18 protein-coding genes and 1 pseudogene are annotated in these 15,674 nt (G+C 41.0%); 6 read left to right on the top strand and 13 right to left on the bottom strand.

The genetic code is table 11. The features are described from left to right. Window positions 1-327: 327 nt before the first annotated feature. Both ACMFNG_RS05245 and ACMFNG_RS05240 read right to left on the bottom strand, forming a co-directional pair. On the bottom strand, window positions 328-483 hold the full coding sequence (locus tag ACMFNG_RS05245; RefSeq protein ID WP_158295410.1) for a hypothetical protein: 156 nt from the start codon (window positions 481-483) through the stop codon (window positions 328-330). Between the two features lie 209 nt (window positions 484-692). Next, on the bottom strand, window positions 693-2,060 hold the full coding sequence (locus tag ACMFNG_RS05240) for an ATP-binding protein (protein ID WP_011011551.1): 1,368 nt from the start codon (window positions 2,058-2,060) through the stop codon (window positions 693-695). Here ACMFNG_RS05240 and ACMFNG_RS05235 point away from each other — a divergent pair, their 5' ends adjacent. Beyond that, a complete protein-coding gene (locus tag ACMFNG_RS05235) occupies window positions 2,061-2,408 on the top strand; it encodes a hypothetical protein (protein WP_011011550.1) in 348 nt (115 codons plus the stop codon). A 155-nt stretch (window positions 2,409-2,563) separates the two neighbouring features. Here ACMFNG_RS05235 and ACMFNG_RS05230 read toward each other — a convergent pair whose 3' ends face one another. The 5 genes from ACMFNG_RS05230 to purM all read right to left on the bottom strand — a co-directional run bounded on the left by ACMFNG_RS05230 (window position 2,564) and on the right by purM (window position 5,491). Then, complete coding sequence (locus tag ACMFNG_RS05230; protein ID WP_158295409.1) at window positions 2,564-2,701, bottom strand: hypothetical protein; 138 nt, start codon at window positions 2,699-2,701, stop codon at window positions 2,564-2,566. A gap of 105 nt (window positions 2,702-2,806) precedes the next feature. Next, on the bottom strand, window positions 2,807-3,124 hold the full coding sequence (locus ACMFNG_RS05225; protein WP_014835144.1) for a hypothetical protein: 318 nt from the start codon (window positions 3,122-3,124) through the stop codon (window positions 2,807-2,809). A 15-nt stretch (window positions 3,125-3,139) separates the two neighbouring features. Continuing rightward, window positions 3,140-3,295 carry a hypothetical protein gene (locus ACMFNG_RS05220; protein ID WP_011011548.1) on the bottom strand — a complete coding sequence of 52 codons (156 nt, stop codon included), beginning with the start codon at window positions 3,293-3,295 and terminating at the stop codon, window positions 3,140-3,142. Window positions 3,296-3,641: 346 nt separating this feature from the next. After that, window positions 3,642-4,463, bottom strand: a complete 822-nt coding sequence (locus ACMFNG_RS05215) for an HAD-IIA family hydrolase (RefSeq protein ID WP_011011547.1) — start codon at window positions 4,461-4,463, stop codon at window positions 3,642-3,644. Between the two features lie 23 nt (window positions 4,464-4,486). Further along, the gene (gene purM, locus ACMFNG_RS05210; RefSeq protein WP_011011546.1) at window positions 4,487-5,491 is read right to left on the bottom strand and encodes a phosphoribosylformylglycinamidine cyclo-ligase; all 1,005 of its coding nucleotides are present in this window, start codon (window positions 5,489-5,491) and stop codon (window positions 4,487-4,489) included. 135 nt (window positions 5,492-5,626) lie between these two features. Between purM and purT the strand changes: the two genes are divergently transcribed. The 3 genes and pseudogenes from purT (at window position 5,627) to ACMFNG_RS05195 (ending at window position 9,360) form a co-directional block, all read left to right on the top strand. Beyond that, on the top strand, window positions 5,627-6,916 hold the full coding sequence (gene purT, locus ACMFNG_RS05205) for a phosphoribosylglycinamide formyltransferase 2 (protein WP_011011545.1): 1,290 nt from the start codon (window positions 5,627-5,629) through the stop codon (window positions 6,914-6,916). Between the two features lie 99 nt (window positions 6,917-7,015). Further along, window positions 7,016-7,652 (top strand): annotated as a pseudogene (locus ACMFNG_RS05200) (IS6 family transposase). A gap of 226 nt (window positions 7,653-7,878) precedes the next feature. Beyond that, window positions 7,879-9,360 carry a sodium/proline symporter gene (locus tag ACMFNG_RS05195; RefSeq protein ID WP_011011543.1) on the top strand — a complete coding sequence of 494 codons (1,482 nt, stop codon included), beginning with the start codon at window positions 7,879-7,881 and terminating at the stop codon, window positions 9,358-9,360. Between the two features lie 21 nt (window positions 9,361-9,381). Here the strand turns inward: ACMFNG_RS05195 and ACMFNG_RS05190 are convergent, their stop codons facing one another. The 6 genes from ACMFNG_RS05190 to ACMFNG_RS05165 form a co-directional block, all read right to left on the bottom strand. Beyond that, window positions 9,382-9,831, bottom strand: coding sequence for an alanyl-tRNA editing protein (locus ACMFNG_RS05190; protein WP_011011542.1), 450 nt, complete (start codon window positions 9,829-9,831; stop codon window positions 9,382-9,384). Window positions 9,832-9,915: 84 nt separating this feature from the next. Beyond that, complete coding sequence (gene purE, locus ACMFNG_RS05185) at window positions 9,916-10,428, bottom strand: 5-(carboxyamino)imidazole ribonucleotide mutase (protein WP_011011541.1); 513 nt, start codon at window positions 10,426-10,428, stop codon at window positions 9,916-9,918. After that, window positions 10,421-11,539: a 5-(carboxyamino)imidazole ribonucleotide synthase gene (locus tag ACMFNG_RS05180; protein ID WP_011011540.1), complete on the bottom strand. Its 1,119-nt coding sequence runs from the start codon at window positions 11,537-11,539 to the stop codon at window positions 10,421-10,423. Before ACMFNG_RS05180 ends, purE begins: the two co-directional genes overlap by 8 nt. A gap of 61 nt (window positions 11,540-11,600) precedes the next feature. Then, entirely contained in the window at window positions 11,601-12,365 is a 765-nt protein-coding gene (locus ACMFNG_RS05175; protein ID WP_011011539.1) for a hypothetical protein, read from the bottom strand. Between the two features lie 2 nt (window positions 12,366-12,367). Further along, window positions 12,368-12,562: a hypothetical protein gene (locus ACMFNG_RS05170; RefSeq protein WP_237718483.1), complete on the bottom strand. Its 195-nt coding sequence runs from the start codon at window positions 12,560-12,562 to the stop codon at window positions 12,368-12,370. Between the two features lie 128 nt (window positions 12,563-12,690). Further along, window positions 12,691-13,017: a hypothetical protein gene (locus tag ACMFNG_RS05165; protein WP_237718482.1), complete on the bottom strand. Its 327-nt coding sequence runs from the start codon at window positions 13,015-13,017 to the stop codon at window positions 12,691-12,693. Window positions 13,018-13,195: 178 nt separating this feature from the next. Here ACMFNG_RS05165 and purD point away from each other — a divergent pair, with 178 nt between their 5' ends. Next, window positions 13,196-14,512, top strand: coding sequence for a phosphoribosylamine--glycine ligase (gene purD / locus ACMFNG_RS05160; RefSeq protein WP_014835140.1), 1,317 nt, complete (start codon window positions 13,196-13,198; stop codon window positions 14,510-14,512). An 11-nt stretch (window positions 14,513-14,523) separates the two neighbouring features. After that, window positions 14,524-15,666 (top strand): formate--phosphoribosylaminoimidazolecarboxamide ligase family protein, encoded by a 1,143-nt coding sequence (locus ACMFNG_RS05155; protein ID WP_011011535.1) that lies wholly within the window; start codon window positions 14,524-14,526, stop codon window positions 15,664-15,666. Window positions 15,667-15,674: the final 8 nt, after the last annotated feature.

The following is a 15,674-nucleotide window of genomic DNA, read 5'->3' as shown; positions in this document are numbered from 1 at the left end:
ACAGGATACACGTTCTCACCAACTTCATCCTTCGAGATGCATATGGTCTGATTCCGTTTTAACCTCGCCGTACTTGACCTCAATCCCGAAGAACTTCCGCCCTTTTATCACAATGTCACACTCCTTGCTTGAACTATAGTAAAAACCAGCAAACGAGAGCTTCTCCTAGATTACTGGTTCCTCTAGGGACCATATAACGTGTGTGGTAACAGTTATTTTCCTTCTTCCCATCTATTCACGAATACGAACCCTCATCTCTGGTCTCAAAAGTTCTAAAGACTATTATTCCAAGCTCTCAAAGCCTCTTATATCATCCGCTCTGTTGAACTAACTCCATTTTATTATTTCGATGGCAAAGGTTGTAAGACCGATCCTCTGGAGGGTCTTGAAGGTCGTCTTTTCTCTTAAGAATTCATCAACCATCGAAGAGAGCTTCTGGAGGGCTTTTTCCTTCGTGTTCTCAGAGTAGTCGGCAAACTCCAAAGCTTGAAGACTTGAGAGGACTTCAAATTTGACATCTCTTTTTTATATTATATTTTTCTTTGAATCATCCTTTAGGACAGAATAGATCATCCTCAGCTCTTCCTCCTAATTCTTAATCTGCAGGTACTTTGGAGCGGGAAGGTTTCCTTTATCTTCTTCCCCTAATCTCGATAAACACTCGTTTCAGTTCTTCTATCTCGAGTGTTATATCAAAGGTAGGAGATTTCCCCAGGAGAAATAAGCCTTTCAAAATCCCCCAAATCCCATACAAGCCAGCCCTCGCTTTTCAGTGCATTTTTATTCCGGATTTCCTTAGCCACTAGACCGTAATGCTTTTCCCATCCTTCCAGTCCAACAAGCTCGCTTTTTCTCTCCAAATCCCATAAAATTCCACGCGCTTCCCTTCCACTTAGGCTTTTCCACTTAACCTCCACAAACAAAGCCCTCTTTTCTCGCTCGTTTAAAGCCACGAGGTCTATCTCCTCGTTCTTGTGCCACCAGCGACCAATCTTAGTGAACTTGAAGGGAAGATTGCCAGCTTTATTGAGCTTTACCAAAAACTGCCTCGCAACCTTCTCAAAAACAAGGCCGAGGTAGTGGTCGTAGGAGTCCCTTATCTCCTCAACGCTGAACGTCCCCTCCTCTATGCGCGAGAGGTTCGGGAAGATGAATCTAAACCAAAAAGCTAGGAAGTTATCGGCAATATAGTAGCGTCCTCTCTTTGATGTTCCCTTCTCCGTAACCGGCACCTCTCTCACTATTAGGTCGGCCTCGATCAGGTTCCTGAGGTAGGGGCTTATATCGGAATGCCTCAGGCCTGTGAAGTCCCTTATCTCCTTGGGGGTCGTCTTTCCGAGGGCTATGGCTTCAAGAATTCTCTTGTAGGTGCTCACCTCGCTGAACTCATACTTCAGGAGGAAGTCCACCTCATCCCTGAAGAAGCTCACCGGGCTGGAAAGCTCTTCCTCCAGCCACTCCCAGAAGGGGAGCTTAACCTGAGTTATGTAGAAGGGAATTCCATCGGTCATGCCGTAGATCTCGACGAGCTCCTCCCAACTGGCTGTGGGAAAGAACACCCTGAGGGAAAAGAAGCCCATTGGTTTGAGCTTCATTGAGCCGGTTCTCCTGCCATAGAGAGGACTCTTGTAGCTCAGAACTTTCTCAGTCATCATACTTACCGAGGAGCCGAGGAGAATCATCTTTGTGTTAGAATTAGACAGGTCGAGGTCTATAACCCTCTGAAAGAGTGAAAGGACACGAGGATTTTCCTTTATCAAGTTCGGGAACTCGTCGATAACGATGATCTTTCCCTTTAAAGCGTGAAGGGTTCCTTCCCAGTCTTCCCTGGAGTATCTAACTTCCGGAAACACCCTCTCAGCGGTTTCTCTAAAATGCCTCAGATTATTGCCTTCAACCGCCAGATAGTAGACGTGAGGAAGGTCTCTAACGGCTTCGAGGACAAGGCGAGTCTTTCCCACCCTCCTACGCCCATAAATCACAATCAACTCAAAGTTTTCTCTCGTTAAACGCTCTTTAAGGGCCTTAAGCTCCTCTTTTCTGTCAACGAATGGGTACATATGATAATCACCATTATCATAATAGCAATTATCATTTTAACAATTTCGGCAACGGCTTATGCTAAGGTAGCTTTTGGAGAGTGTTCTCAAGTATTAAAGTTCACGATTTCGCTCACTCTATGCCTTCCTAGACACTTCCTCAGGATAAGTTTGAGCAGGTTGATCCTGATGTCCCAGATGAAATTCTGGAAAAGGCCGTTGATAGGCTTATTTGGAGTAGTTACGATGAGGGAAGGTTCCAAGCAAGAAGTTGTCGGTGAAGTTCTTGTGGAGGCCTCCAAGCTGGCTCTAACCGAGATTGAGCATTTCCTTGAGAAGAGACCGTTGGCGAGAAAGCGCTATTTATAATTCTCCAAGCATTACCTTCAGCAAGATGGGAGCTCGAAGAAAGCGAAAAATGGAACTTCCATATCTTAACTTTCCAAAATCCTCCAAGTCCCAGGCTATAGTCTTTCTCACACCTTTCTACCCATAAATTACGATCAACTGAAGTTTTTCTTCCATTAAACGCTCTTTTTAAGCCTTAATAGTAGCCTTCTTATTTCTCCTTTTCTCATTGCCGCTGAGAATTTAAGGATTGTTAGGAGGACAATGCCTGCTATTGCAAGATACCTTAGTGGGTTTCCCCAAAGAGCAAACATCGATGAAAACATAGCAAGTATGCAACCACTGCCATAAATGGAACTGGAAGCATTTTAGTTATCGTGTCCGTTGTTTTTCACCTCCAACAAACTTAAAGTGTATTTTTATGTTCCCTTGCCTCCCAATTTAGGAAAAGTCACAAAAATTGCTAAGCCCAGTGCGACAATCACGATATTCTTAACAAATTCAGAGCCAGGAAACATACGCTCAACTAAGATACTAGCAAAGATAAAGGCTATCAACCTAAAGATACCAAATGAAGACTTTGTATTTGATCTCTCCAAAAACTTACATAACTCATCCCTATTCTTGAATCTTTTTATAATAATGAACTTCAAAGACATCACCCCTGTTTTTGGAAATCCATATAAATCAAGCTCCAGCATACTCACAGATAAGTCCAGCGCCTTTATCACAGCCATAGACCTGTATTAACCCTAACTCACTAATGGATCTTCTAAGTTTCTCGATCCCTTTCTTAACTCTCCACTAATTACTTCGTCTTCAACGCTTAGATCTCCGCTCGCAACCCTATCAAGTATCTCAGCGATTTTGTCTATTCTTTTCTCAACTCTTGCTTTATGCTCTTCCAAATCTTTCGAGACTCCCTAACACCGCTGGAACTATCAAGGGTATAGCAGGGGTTACAATGGATGTTTTCACTCTCACACCCCTTTATTGAGCTCATCTACTTATTTATAGCTGAGAGGTTTAAAGTTTTCAGTGCTCAACATGACGGGATAATTACAAACTTATGGTATAGCCAGAAGACTATTCCTTCTAGACTTAGAGAATGCTACAGAATACATAGACAAATCTGCTGGCCAAACAGAGTGACACACCCAGTAGCAAAGAAAATTCAGAAAAATGATTTATTGAAGGACAACAGGTTTTCAAAAGGAAAATGCAAGGTTTTTAAGAGATTCCTGAAAGTTATCCTCACTTGGTGCCCTCTTTATCTTCATCATGTAGTATTTTTAAATATTCCAATAGCTCTTTTATACTTGGCAATACTAGATCAGGCTTTATATCACTTTTCTCGATGTCAGAAAGAGAGTGAACTCCAGTTAAAACCATAATTGCCTTCATTCCAAATTTCTTTGCAAAGAGAATGTCAGTATCAAGCCTATCCCCAACCATCCAAACTTCTCCTTCCCCCAACTTCTCTCTTAGGACTTCGTACATAGGCTCATTAGGTTTTCCAATTATTAGAGGCTTTTTATCTGTTGCAGCCTCCAGAGCAGCTATTATAGAACCAGCTCCAGGATAAATTCCTTCCTCTCCTGGGTATGTTCTGTCAGGATTAGTCCCAATGAACTCTGCTCCATTTCTTATTGCAAGAGTTCCATACTTCAGCTTTTCATATGTTAATTCCGGATCCAAGCCCACGACAACATATTTCACTTCCTTCCAAATGCCCTCTCTAGCTTCTTCAACACTCACAATTCCCCAGCCTAACTTTTCCATCTCCTCTACAAGCCCTCTTCCTCCTATGACAAATATCTTCCCAGGTTCAAAGTGTTTCTTCATATAAATCCTAGTTGCAAGTCCCGAAGTTATTATTGAGTCAGCGGGGACATCTATGCCCATCTTCAGAAGTCTTTCCCTATACATTTCAGGAGTTTTTGTCGAGTTGTTCGTTAAAAATGCAAATTTTATTCCCTTCTCTTTTAGGAACTCAATAACTTCCCTTGCACCTTCTATTGGAGTGTTCCCTCTGTACAATACCCCATCCATGTCAAAGACTATCCTCATTTCCATCCCTAAGCGGTGTTGAGCTGTACTTAAATAAACTTTACACCATAGTTCTCGACAATTATCCCAGGTCTTTCACTAACTGTTCCAAGCTCAAAGCTCTCATAGTATCTGTTTAATATCTGAAGCGCCTCTTCCTTATCCTCCTGGGAAACTACAACAACAAAACCGACACCCATGTTAAATACCCTGAACATTTCCTCTAAAGGAACACCGTTCTCATGTATTAGCTTAAATATTCCATTTATGGGAGGCATGTTTAACCTAAATCCATAGTTTGTAATCCTCTTGAGGTTTAGAAGGCCTCCTCCAGTTATATGCGCCAGTCCATGAACCTCCACACTCTTTAAAAGTTCTAGAATAGGCTTTACATAAATTCTAGTTGGTTCTAACAGCCATTCCCACAACTTTCTACTTTCGTATTCATAGTCAAGTCCATATTTGGGGATTAGGAGCTTTCTTGCCAAGGTTAGACCATTAGAGTGAATTCCAGAGCTCGAAATTCCTATGACGGCATCTCCAGGCCTTATCTTCTCTCCAGTAATCACCTTATCCTTTTCCACAATTCCTATCGCAGTTCCCGCAAGGTCGTAGCCATTCACAAGGTCGGGCATTACTGCCGTCTCTCCTCCAACTATTGCAATTCCCGCTTCCTTAGCTCCTTTATATAGCCCTTTAGCAACTTCCTCAAAAACCCTCTCGTTGGGTTCTTTAATTGCAAAGTAATCCACGAGAGCTATTGGCTCTGCTCCAACGCATATTAAGTCGTTAACGTTCATCGCTATCATATCTATTCCAATTGTGTCAAACTTACCTACTGCTTCAGCCACAAGAACTTTAGTCCCCACTCCATCAGTTGTGATAGCAAGGTAATAATTTCCAAAATCTAAGAGTGCCGAATAATGCCCTATATCTCCAGGTTCGCCAAGTTTGCCTTTTCTAAACTCAAAGGTTTTCCTGGCCGCCTCTATTATAAATCTCAAAGCCTTTGATGTCTTCTCCTCATCGACACCTGCTTGTGCATAAGTCAGCATATTATCACCAAAAATTGATAAAATTGTGTCTATTTAAAAAGATTCATTAACATTTTTATGTTAACATTTTCATGCTAAAAAAGACTTAAATATAGGCTGCATTTTAACATATATACGTCAATTGGGGGTGGTGGTATGATAAAGCTTAGGGATGAACTCGGAACTGCTACAACTGACTCTGCTCAGAAGATCCTTCTATTAGGAAGTGGTGAACTTGGAAAGGAAATAGCAATTGAAGCCCAGAGGTTAGGAGTAGAGGTAGTTGCCGTTGACCGCTACGCTAATGCACCTGCCATGCAGGTAGCCCACAGGAGTTACGTGGGCAACATGATGGACAAGGACTTTTTGTGGAGTGTTGTAGAGAGAGAAAAGCCAGATGCAATAATCCCCGAGATAGAAGCGATAAACCTGGATGCACTCTTTGAATTTGAGAAAGAGGGCTACTTTGTGGTTCCAAATGCAAAAGCTACCTGGATTGCAATGCACAGGGAAAGGCTTAGGGAAACTCTGGTAAAAGAGGCTAAAGTTCCCACTTCCCGGTACATGTATGCAACGACTTTGGATGAGCTATATGAGGCCTGTGAAAAGATTGGATATCCATGCCACACTAAAGCTATAATGAGCTCTTCTGGCAAGGGATCATACTTTGTTAGGGGCCCTGAGGACATTCCAAAAGCTTGGGAAGAGGCAAAAACTAAGGCTAGGGGCAGTGCAGAGAAGATAATAGTAGAAGAGCACATAGATTTCGACGTTGAGATCACAGAATTGGCCGTTAGGCATTTCGATGAGAATGGAGAGATTGTTACAACTTTTCCAAAGCCTGTGGGGCACTATCAAATAGATGGCGACTATCATGCAAGCTGGCAACCAGCTGAGATCAGTGAAAAGGCTGAGAGAGAGGTTTACAGAATCGCTAAAAGGATAACTGACGTACTTGGAGGACTTGGACTATTTGGGGTTGAAATGTTTGTCAAAGGAGACAAGGTATGGGCAAATGAAGTTTCCCCAAGGCCACATGATACTGGAATGGTTACCTTAGCTTCCCATCCTCCTGGGTTCTCAGAGTTTGGCCTTCACTTAAGAGCTGTTCTTGGTCTCCCCATCCCAGGAGAGTGGGTTGATGGCTATAGACTCTTCCCGATGCTAATCCCAGCGGCTACTCACGTGATTAAGGCCAAGGTCTCTGGGTATTCACCTAGATTCAGAGGGCTAGCAAAAGCCCTAAGCGTTCCAAATGCTACCATTAGGCTATTTGGAAAGCCCGAGGCCTACCCAGGAAGAAGGTTGGGAGTTGTCTTGGCTTGGGATAAAGATGTGCAAGAGGCTAAAAAGAGGGCAGAGATGGTAGCTCACATGATTGAATTAAGAACCAGAAGCTCTGATTGGCATTCTCAAGACTATGAAAAGAGAAAACATCTCCTGTAAAAATACCCTTCTACCATTTTTATTTTCTAATAGAGCTATATTCTATAATTCCAATTAACTTTCTCAAAAATTTGATACTGTTAGGATAAGCTGTGGGGTATCAGGTTTAAATCCCAGACACTACCTCAGAAAAAGAAGGAGGAAGCCGAAACCATTATCCACTGGTTAATTTCAGCCTTAAAACCCTTTCGTCGCAATAAAATCCAACCAGAAAAGAAAATCAGAGCAACAAACCTGCACCTAAACGGCTTAAGCTACAGGCAAACCGCCAGAATCAGTTACTGGGAGGCAGTTCAAAAAATAGCAGAAGCAGTTTACAAGCCAAAAATCCTCGCAGTCAAAAAACAGGGGAACAGTTGATGAAACAGTAATAAAAATCAACGGGAAGAAAAGAAATTGACGTTAAGAGCAAGGAGATTTTGACAGTCTAGATTACAATTGTTGGTGGAGATTTCTCGTTGTTTTAAAGTCCTGTGAAGGGCAGTCTGTCTTTCTGGTTGATGGGGCGGGCTGGTATAAGTCAGCGTTTAAGAGTTTGGGGTTGGGTTATCTGCATGTGACTTTTGGGCCGAGGAACAGTGTTGAGTGCTGGTTTAGGACTGTTAAGGAAAGAACAAAGCTTTTTTTGGAATAATTTCAGGGGTAAAGACTGGAGGAGGGTCAATAGGTTTACCTTCTAGTACAATTTTGTCAGAATTCTAGTTTTGATGATCCGCCTGGTGATATTGCTGAATAACTTCAGGAGATGATACCCCCGCTATCCTAACAGTATCACAAAAATTTTAGAATAATATTTATAAATATAAAGGATGCTACTTTCTATTGATCAATGTCCATAGGAGGTGATTGACGTTATGCTAGGAGCAAAGTTTGTACTTTTTGTGCTACCAACACTTATAGTTTTGTGTTCTGTTGTTATATACTACATCGCTGGTAGTAAGAAGACATAGGGGGTGTAAAATGTGGCAAATGCCTATGAAATGCTTAAAAACCCAGTTGCCCTTGCAGCGTTTTTGTTTACACTCCTCTTGCCTATATTGGTTGGGTTTTTAGTTATGAGAAGAACCAAAACAGAAGAAGACTTTTTTGTCGGCGGAAGAGCAATGGACAAAATTGTTGTTGCATTATCGGCAGTATCCTCAGGTAGATCTTCATGGCTCGTTCTTGGTCTCAGTGGAATGGCCTATGCAAGAGGTGTAAGTGCTGTTTGGGCTGCTGTAGGTTACATAGTGGCAGAGATGTTCCAATTCGTTTATATGGGAATAAGGCTAAGGAAATTTTCAGAAAAATATAATTGTATAACAGTTCCAGACTACTTCGAAGAGAGATTTAGAGATGACTCAAAAATTGTTAGGCTAGTTGCTTCAATAATTATAGCCATATTCTTAACAGCTTACGTTGGAGCACAGTTCAATGCTGGAGCAAAATCTCTCAGCACTGCATTGGGATTGTCCACTTTAACAGCGCTCTTAATTGCTGCCCTAATGATTATAATTTATATGGTCCTCGGTGGGTTTATAGCTGTAGCATATAATGATGTTATAAGGGCAGTAATAATGATCTTCGGACTAACAGTACTCCCGGCAGTGGCAGTGGCTAAGATAGGGGGAGTAAATGTAATGTTATCAATTCTTAAAGCTCTCGATCCAAAGTACATTGATCCACTTTCCCTGGGAGTCGGAGGACTCATAGGATTTTTAGGAATTGGTTTGGGATCTCCCGGGCAACCACATATAATTGTCAGGTACATGGCAATTGATGATCCAGATAGGCTTAGAGCTTCAACTGTTATAGGCACATTCTGGAATGTAGTTCTAGCTTGGGGGGCAATCTTCGTAGGTTTAGCAGGAAGAGCTCTATATCCAGATGTTAACATGCTTCCTGATGCAAATTCAGAGATGATATACCTTGTTCTCTCCTCAGACTTCTTTGGACCACTGCTTTATGGATTACTTATAGGTGGAGTTTTTGCAGCTATACTCTCTACAGCCGATTCACAGCTACTTGTAGTTGCATCCACCATAGTTAGAGACTTTTATCAAGAAATCATAAAGAAAGGAGAGAAACTAAGTGAAGAAAAGGCGGTGTTCCTAAGCAGAATTGTCGTCTTTTTGGCGGGTATATTCGCAATGTTACTAGCATATTTCGCAAAGGACATAATTTTCTGGCTGGTTCTCTTTGCTTGGGGAGGACTCGGAGCGGCAATTGGGCCAACACTTATAGTCTCTCTATACTGGAAGAGGGCTACCAAATGGGGTGTAGTTGCAGGAATGATAGTGGGAGCATTAACAACAATAATCTGGAAGTTATACATAAGGCCAATAACAGGGCTTTATGAGCTTGTACCAGCGTTCCTATTTGCCCTCATAGCTACAGTCCTTGTCAGCTTAGCAACAAAGCCTCCAGAAAATGCAGAGGAATTAATGAAGGCTATGACAGAGTAACCTCTTTTCTCTGTTATTTTTTTATAATACATCAAAACTTATTTCAAGAAGTTCCTTGGATTTTCTGAACCTAACTTTCCTTATTTTTATCTCCCCTATTTCACCAGTTGTCTTTGTATGTTCCTTGTTGCATGCATTGACATTCCAGTCTTCGATGACTACAACTTTAAGAGTCCTGACGTGTTCTGGAACTGGAAAGAGATCATACATTTCATCCCCAAATATTTTTTCTGCCTCTTCCCTGGAAAGTTCATATATTTGTATGGGAACATTCTCCTTGATTTTTTCATTTGCGAGCCTTTCTATTTCTCTAATTTCTTCATGGGTTGGTTTTCTGTTGAACTTAACAGTTAATCTTCCGTGGTTTCCATTTACATAAACACTTGCCGTCCATTTAGCACCTTCACCCAAAACTTTTACAACCGCGCCTTTTAGAACATGTAAGGCTGTATGAGTTCTGATTTCTATCATACTACAACCTATTGAAAGAGGCTTTATATAAATTCCCAAATCTAAGTTGTCAAATCTCCTAAAAATATTTAAAAAAGGACTAAATCATTCCTCTCCCAGATATTCTTTCCAACCAACCTCTTCGAGCTTTTTAGCTTTTTCCTCAACTGTTTTTCTCATCTCTTCTTTGTACTTTTCTAGTTTTTCGGCAATCTCTGGATACTTTATAGAAAGAATTCTGAGAGCAAGTAAAGCAGCATTCTTAGCATTGTTTATGGCTACAGTAGCAACAGGAACACCTGCTGGCATTTGAACTATGGAAAGCAGAGAATCTAGTCCATTCAAGGCCCTACTTTTAACTGGAACTCCTATTACAGGAAGAGTTGTTATCGAGGCCGTCATTCCAGGAAGATGGGCTGCACCTCCAGCACCTGCAATAATAACTTCAATTCCCCTCTCTCTGGCAGTTTTTGCATACTCGTACATTCTCTCTGGTGTTCTGTGTGCCGAGACTATTGTTATTTCATAATCTACTCCAAACTCTTCCAGAACTTTAGCTGCTTCCTTCATTACGGGCAAATCTGAATCACTACCCATTATGATTCCAACTTTAGGCATCTCCAACCACCTTTATTACCTTCTTAACTTTGTGGGCAATCTCTAAGGCCTTTTCCAAATTTCTATTTACGACGGTTACATGACCCATCTTTCTTAGAGGCTTAACAACGGACTTTCCATAAATATGGACATACACTCCTGGGAATTTAAGAGCTTCCTTCATTCCAATAACCTTTGGCTTCCCGTTTCCTTCTCCAAGGAGGTTAAACATTACCGCGGGAATTAAAAGCTCAGAACTTCCCAGCGGGAGACCTGTTATAGCTCTTATATGCTGTTCAAACTGGCTTGTTAGGCAAGCCTCTATAGTGTAATGACCTGAATTATGGGGCCTTGGAGCTATTTCGTTAAGATACACCTCCCCATCTTTTGTCAGAAACATCTCTACTCCAAATATTCCCACCCCATCTAAAGCTTTTACAGCCTTTATTGCAATTCTCTTTGCTTCTTCAGCTATTTCCTCCTCAATCCTTGCGGGTGCAATGAGCATATCGAGTATATTTGCCTCGTTAAACGTCATCTCAACAACAGGATATGCTACAGTATTCCCCTCCTGATCTCTAGCCACCATTACGGCAATCTCTTTTTCTATGTTTACGAACTCCTGAAGCATTGAGTCTGCAGGAATCAATTTAGCTAGCTCACTTTTGTCTCTTATAACTGCTACTCCTTTTCCATCATATCCTTCTCTTCTAGTCTTTTGAACTAAAGGAAATCCAAATTCTAAGGCCTTGTCAACCAACTCGTCTTTATCTGCTTTTATAAAGCGTGGGACAGGAATTCCAGCCTCCTTCATAACCTGCATTTGTACTAGTTTATCCTGAATTATTTCCAGAACCCTAGGTGATGGATATATTTGCACACCTTCCTTCTCAAGCTCTTTTAGAGCTTGAACATTTATGTGCTCTATATCGTACGTTAGAACATCAGATATCTCTGCTAATTTTCTTATAGCTTTCTCGTCTTTAAAGCTACCTAGAATATGATAATCGGAAACTCCTTTAGCTGGAGGTTCTTCTTGAGGATCAAGGATAGCTACTTTAAAGCCCATTTTCTTGGCTTCCTGAGCCATCATCTTAGCTAATTGACCCCCTCCAAGAATTCCCACTATCATCAAATTTACACATATATGGAGATTTTAAATAGTTTTGGGTATAAAAATTTACAGAAGTTTGTCAACAAATTCTCCGTCCAACTATTTTATCTCCTTTGAACTCATATTCAAATACTGGAATATCTTCCACGAGTTCAGGGGTCTTTAGAACCAAGAGCTCCCTTTTAATTCCCTCCTCTGTAAACCTACTCCTAGTTCTCAAGACATAATCTGCCCTTCTGTAAACAGAATTTAAAACTCCCTCATCTCGTTTTCCAACCCACAACCAAAAGTTTGTTCCCCTCGGATACTTTTTATATGCAGAGTGTTTGCTCCTAACTTCTGCAGATAATTCTAAATACCTCAAAGTTTCCTCTCTCGAACCAAAGATATCAAGGTAAGAGGACATGGCAACTGCAAATCCAAAAATGTCTCTATCTTTGAACATCCCCTCTCTCGCCCACACCGATTTGTGAGCTTCTATAACCTTTGCATATTTCCCAGGTAGAGTCTCAGAGGAGAGCATCCCTTCTAAATACCAAACTCCTGGGAGATTTGTCTTTATTCCGTAAAAACTTCCAAAGGTGTCTATAATTGCCAAAATTCTTGAGTGGAGAAGTTCAATAGGGTTCAAGTTAAATCTCTCCAGAGCCCTAAACACCATCTGGAGAGGATAAGATATATTGAAGTACCCAACTAAGTTACCCTTTCTCAATTTCTCTGCCATTATGTAATACAAAAGATCTCGCCCTCTCGATGGTAAGTCTTCTTCATGTATTAGGATAAGGGAATGTTTCTTTATCTCTCCAACTTCTTTATCTAAAAACTCTATATCCCACGATACCATGGCTACCCCTCCTCAAAAAGTGGAAAAATTCCTTCCCCACCCTTTGAAAATATTCCGACTCTTCTATTTCCAAGAACCTTAGTCTCAATAACAATGTCTGAAGCTTGATATATTACATCTTCAATTACTGGACACTCAACGGGGACATAAGTTACTATGGTTTTTACTTTGATATCCTTGAGGACGTCATCTTTCATTGCTAAGACTAGCTTGTAAACAGTACTTGGATGTGAAAATAGTTTACATATCCCTGAAGTTAGATATGTGAAGATCCAATATTCTTTTTCTTTGTCTATTCTACCTATTATGCTGTTTGCTAGGTCTTTTAGCTTGCTGATAAAAATAACTTCATCAATTGCCCCAGAAAGAACGTATACCCCTTTAACGTTTCTCTCGATTCTGTGGACACTCCCAAAGAAATCATTAAGTTCTTGCCAAGGTAATCTTCAATGTTTACGCCTAACCAAGCTAGATTTGACTTTAGTACTGTATAGGGCTCGTATAGGATTAAGAAAACCATATTGCTATTCTCTAATAAATATTTGAGGATTTTTAGTGCAAATTTATCCCCATTGCTCTCTAAATCTCTCTGAACAATTGATAAAGTTCCATTTTTAGGTATAGCTTCCACAATGTCTTGAACCTTTTTCATTATAACATCCCACTTATCATATAAAACATAACAAGTATATATAGTTATTTGTGTAGGTAAGTGACGTCTATTGAAAGTATTCCATAAACAACTCTAGTGCATTGTTTTAATTGACTTAAATATGTAAACGAAAACCATTAATATGCAAGCTTTTTGACATATAAATGGTGAAAGCATGGTGAAAGTTCTTTTAGTAGGTGGGGGAGGTAGAGAGCACGCAATTGGTGAAGCCCTTGTAAAAGGAGGAGCAGAGCTCTATGTAGTTTCGAAACATAAAAACCCAGGACTTGCTAGAATCGCCAAAGACTATGGTTTAGCAAGGGAAACTGATGTAGAAAAAGTCGTTGAATTTGCAGAGAAATGGAAAGTTGACTTCGCATTCATAGGGCCAGAAGCTCCACTTGAAGCTGGAGTAGTTAACGCCCTAGAAGAAAGAGGAATTCCCGCCGTAGGGCCCACTAAAGAGGCCGCAAGGTTAGAGACTAATAAGGCTTGGGCAAGAGAGTTCATGGAGAGGAACAAAATCCCAGGGAGAAAATTGTTTAGAGTCTTTGACGATCCAAAGGAAATGAAAGAGTGGATTGATGAGTTTGGAAAGCCCGTCGTCGTGAAACCTCTCGGCCTTACAGGTGGAAAGGGAGTCAAGGTTGTTGGTTACCAACTCAAGGACAATGAAGAAGCCAAGGAATATGCCGAATATCTAATTAGAAAGGACGGAAAAGTACTTATTGAAGAGAGAACTGATGGTGTCGAATTCACATTTCAAGTGTTTAGCGATGGCAAAAAAGTAGTCCCAATGCCGTTAGCTCAAGACTATCCTCACGCCTACGAGGGGGACGTAGGGCCTATTACAGGTGGAATGGGAAGCTACTCCTGCTCAAATCACTTACTCCCATTCATAACTAAATCTGACTGGGAAAAAGCCCTAGAAACATTGCAAAAGACTGTAGAAGCTATGTATAAAGAGGGATATCCCTATAAGGGCATACTTTACGGTCAATTCATGCTCTCGAAGGACGGGCCCGTGATAATAGAGTACAATGCGAGGTTTGGAGATCCCGAAGCAATAAACGTTTTGTCAATTCTAGAGGATAATCTCGTTGAAATATCGGAAAGAATCATTGACGGCAATTTAAGAGATGTTAAGTTCTCAAATATGGCAACCGTTGTGAAGTACATAGCCCCCCAGGGATATCCAGAAAACCCAATTAAGGGAGTTAGAATCGAAGTAAACGAAGATAAAATAAGGGAAGAAGGGGCAAGACTAATTTTTGCTTCTATAGATGAGAACTACACCCTCCTGGGCTCTAGAGCATTGGCTGTAGTTGGAGTATCAGAAAACCTTGAAGAAGCTGAAAAGATCGCTCAATCAGCCATAAGGCATGTTAAAGGACCAATCTTCTATAGAAAAGATGTCGGAACAAGAGAAAGCATAGAAAAGAGAATAAAAATTATGAAATCTCTCAGAGGAGATTTTGATGTTAATTCTTGCTGAGGTGGAGGAAGATGATATCAAGAGAGCAAATACTGGAGGTTTTAGAGAAATATGACAAGGAAAAAATAACCATAGGAGTAATAGGAAGTCATTCAGCCCTTGACATAACTGATGGGGCAAAGGAAGAAGGCTTTCCAACCCTAGTAGTTGCCCAAAGGGGAAGGCACAAGACATATGAGAAGTATTTTAAGCTGAGGAAAACAAGAGACGGCTTGGTAAAGGGGTTCATCGATGAAGTCATAGTTCTGGAGAAGTTCTCACAGATTATAGACATTCAAGAAGAACTCAGAAAGAGAAATGTAATATTCATCCCCAATAGATCTTTCGTTGTTTATACTGGAATAGACAGAGTCGAAAACGAATTCCTGGTGCCAATGTTTGGAACAAGGTCACTCCTAAGGACGGAAGAGAGAAGTGAGGAGAAGAGCTACTATTGGTTACTAGAGAAAGCAAAACTACCTTATCCAGAAGAAGTTAAGCCCGAGGAGATTGATGAGGTTGGTCTAGTGATAGTAAAGCTCCCTCACGCAAAGAAAAGGCTTGAAAGAGGATTCTTCACGGCAGCAAGCTATAAAGAGTTCAAAGAAAAGTCAGAAAAGTTAATAAGGCTTGGTGTAATCACAAGAGAAGACCTAGAGAAAGCAAGAATAGAAAGGTACATAATTGGCCCAGTCTTCAACTTCGACTTCTTCTATTCCCCAATCGATGAGGAAATAGAACTTCTGGGAATTGATTGGCGTTTTGAGACAAGCTTGGATGGACACGTGAGACTTCCAGCAGCCCAGCAGTTAACTCTTCCAGAATGGCAATTTGAGCCAGAATACACGGTTTGCGGTCATGCTTCATCAACATTAAGGGAGAGTCTCCTTGAAAAGGTCTTTGACATGGCTGAGAAGTATGTAGAGGCTACTAAGAAGTACTATCCTCCAGGGATAATAGGCCCCTTCACCCTTCAGACTGCAGTTGATAAAGATCTGAACTTCTACATCTATGACGTAGCGCCAAGAACAGGTGGTGGAACGAACATACACATGGCCATGGGCCATCCCTATGGCAACTCCCTTTGGAGAAAACCAATGAGCACTGGAAGAAGAATAGCATTGGAGATAAAGAGGGCAATTGAGCTCGACGAATTGGAGAAGGTAGTCACTTGATCTTTTTC

The sequence above is a fragment of the Pyrococcus woesei genome, from assembly GCF_050496105.1.
Taxonomy (GTDB): Archaea; Methanobacteriota_B; Thermococci; order Thermococcales; family Thermococcaceae; genus Pyrococcus; species Pyrococcus furiosus.
The sequence above is the reverse complement of the archived record's forward strand: the minus strand, read 5'-3'. Positions and strand labels throughout refer to the sequence as shown.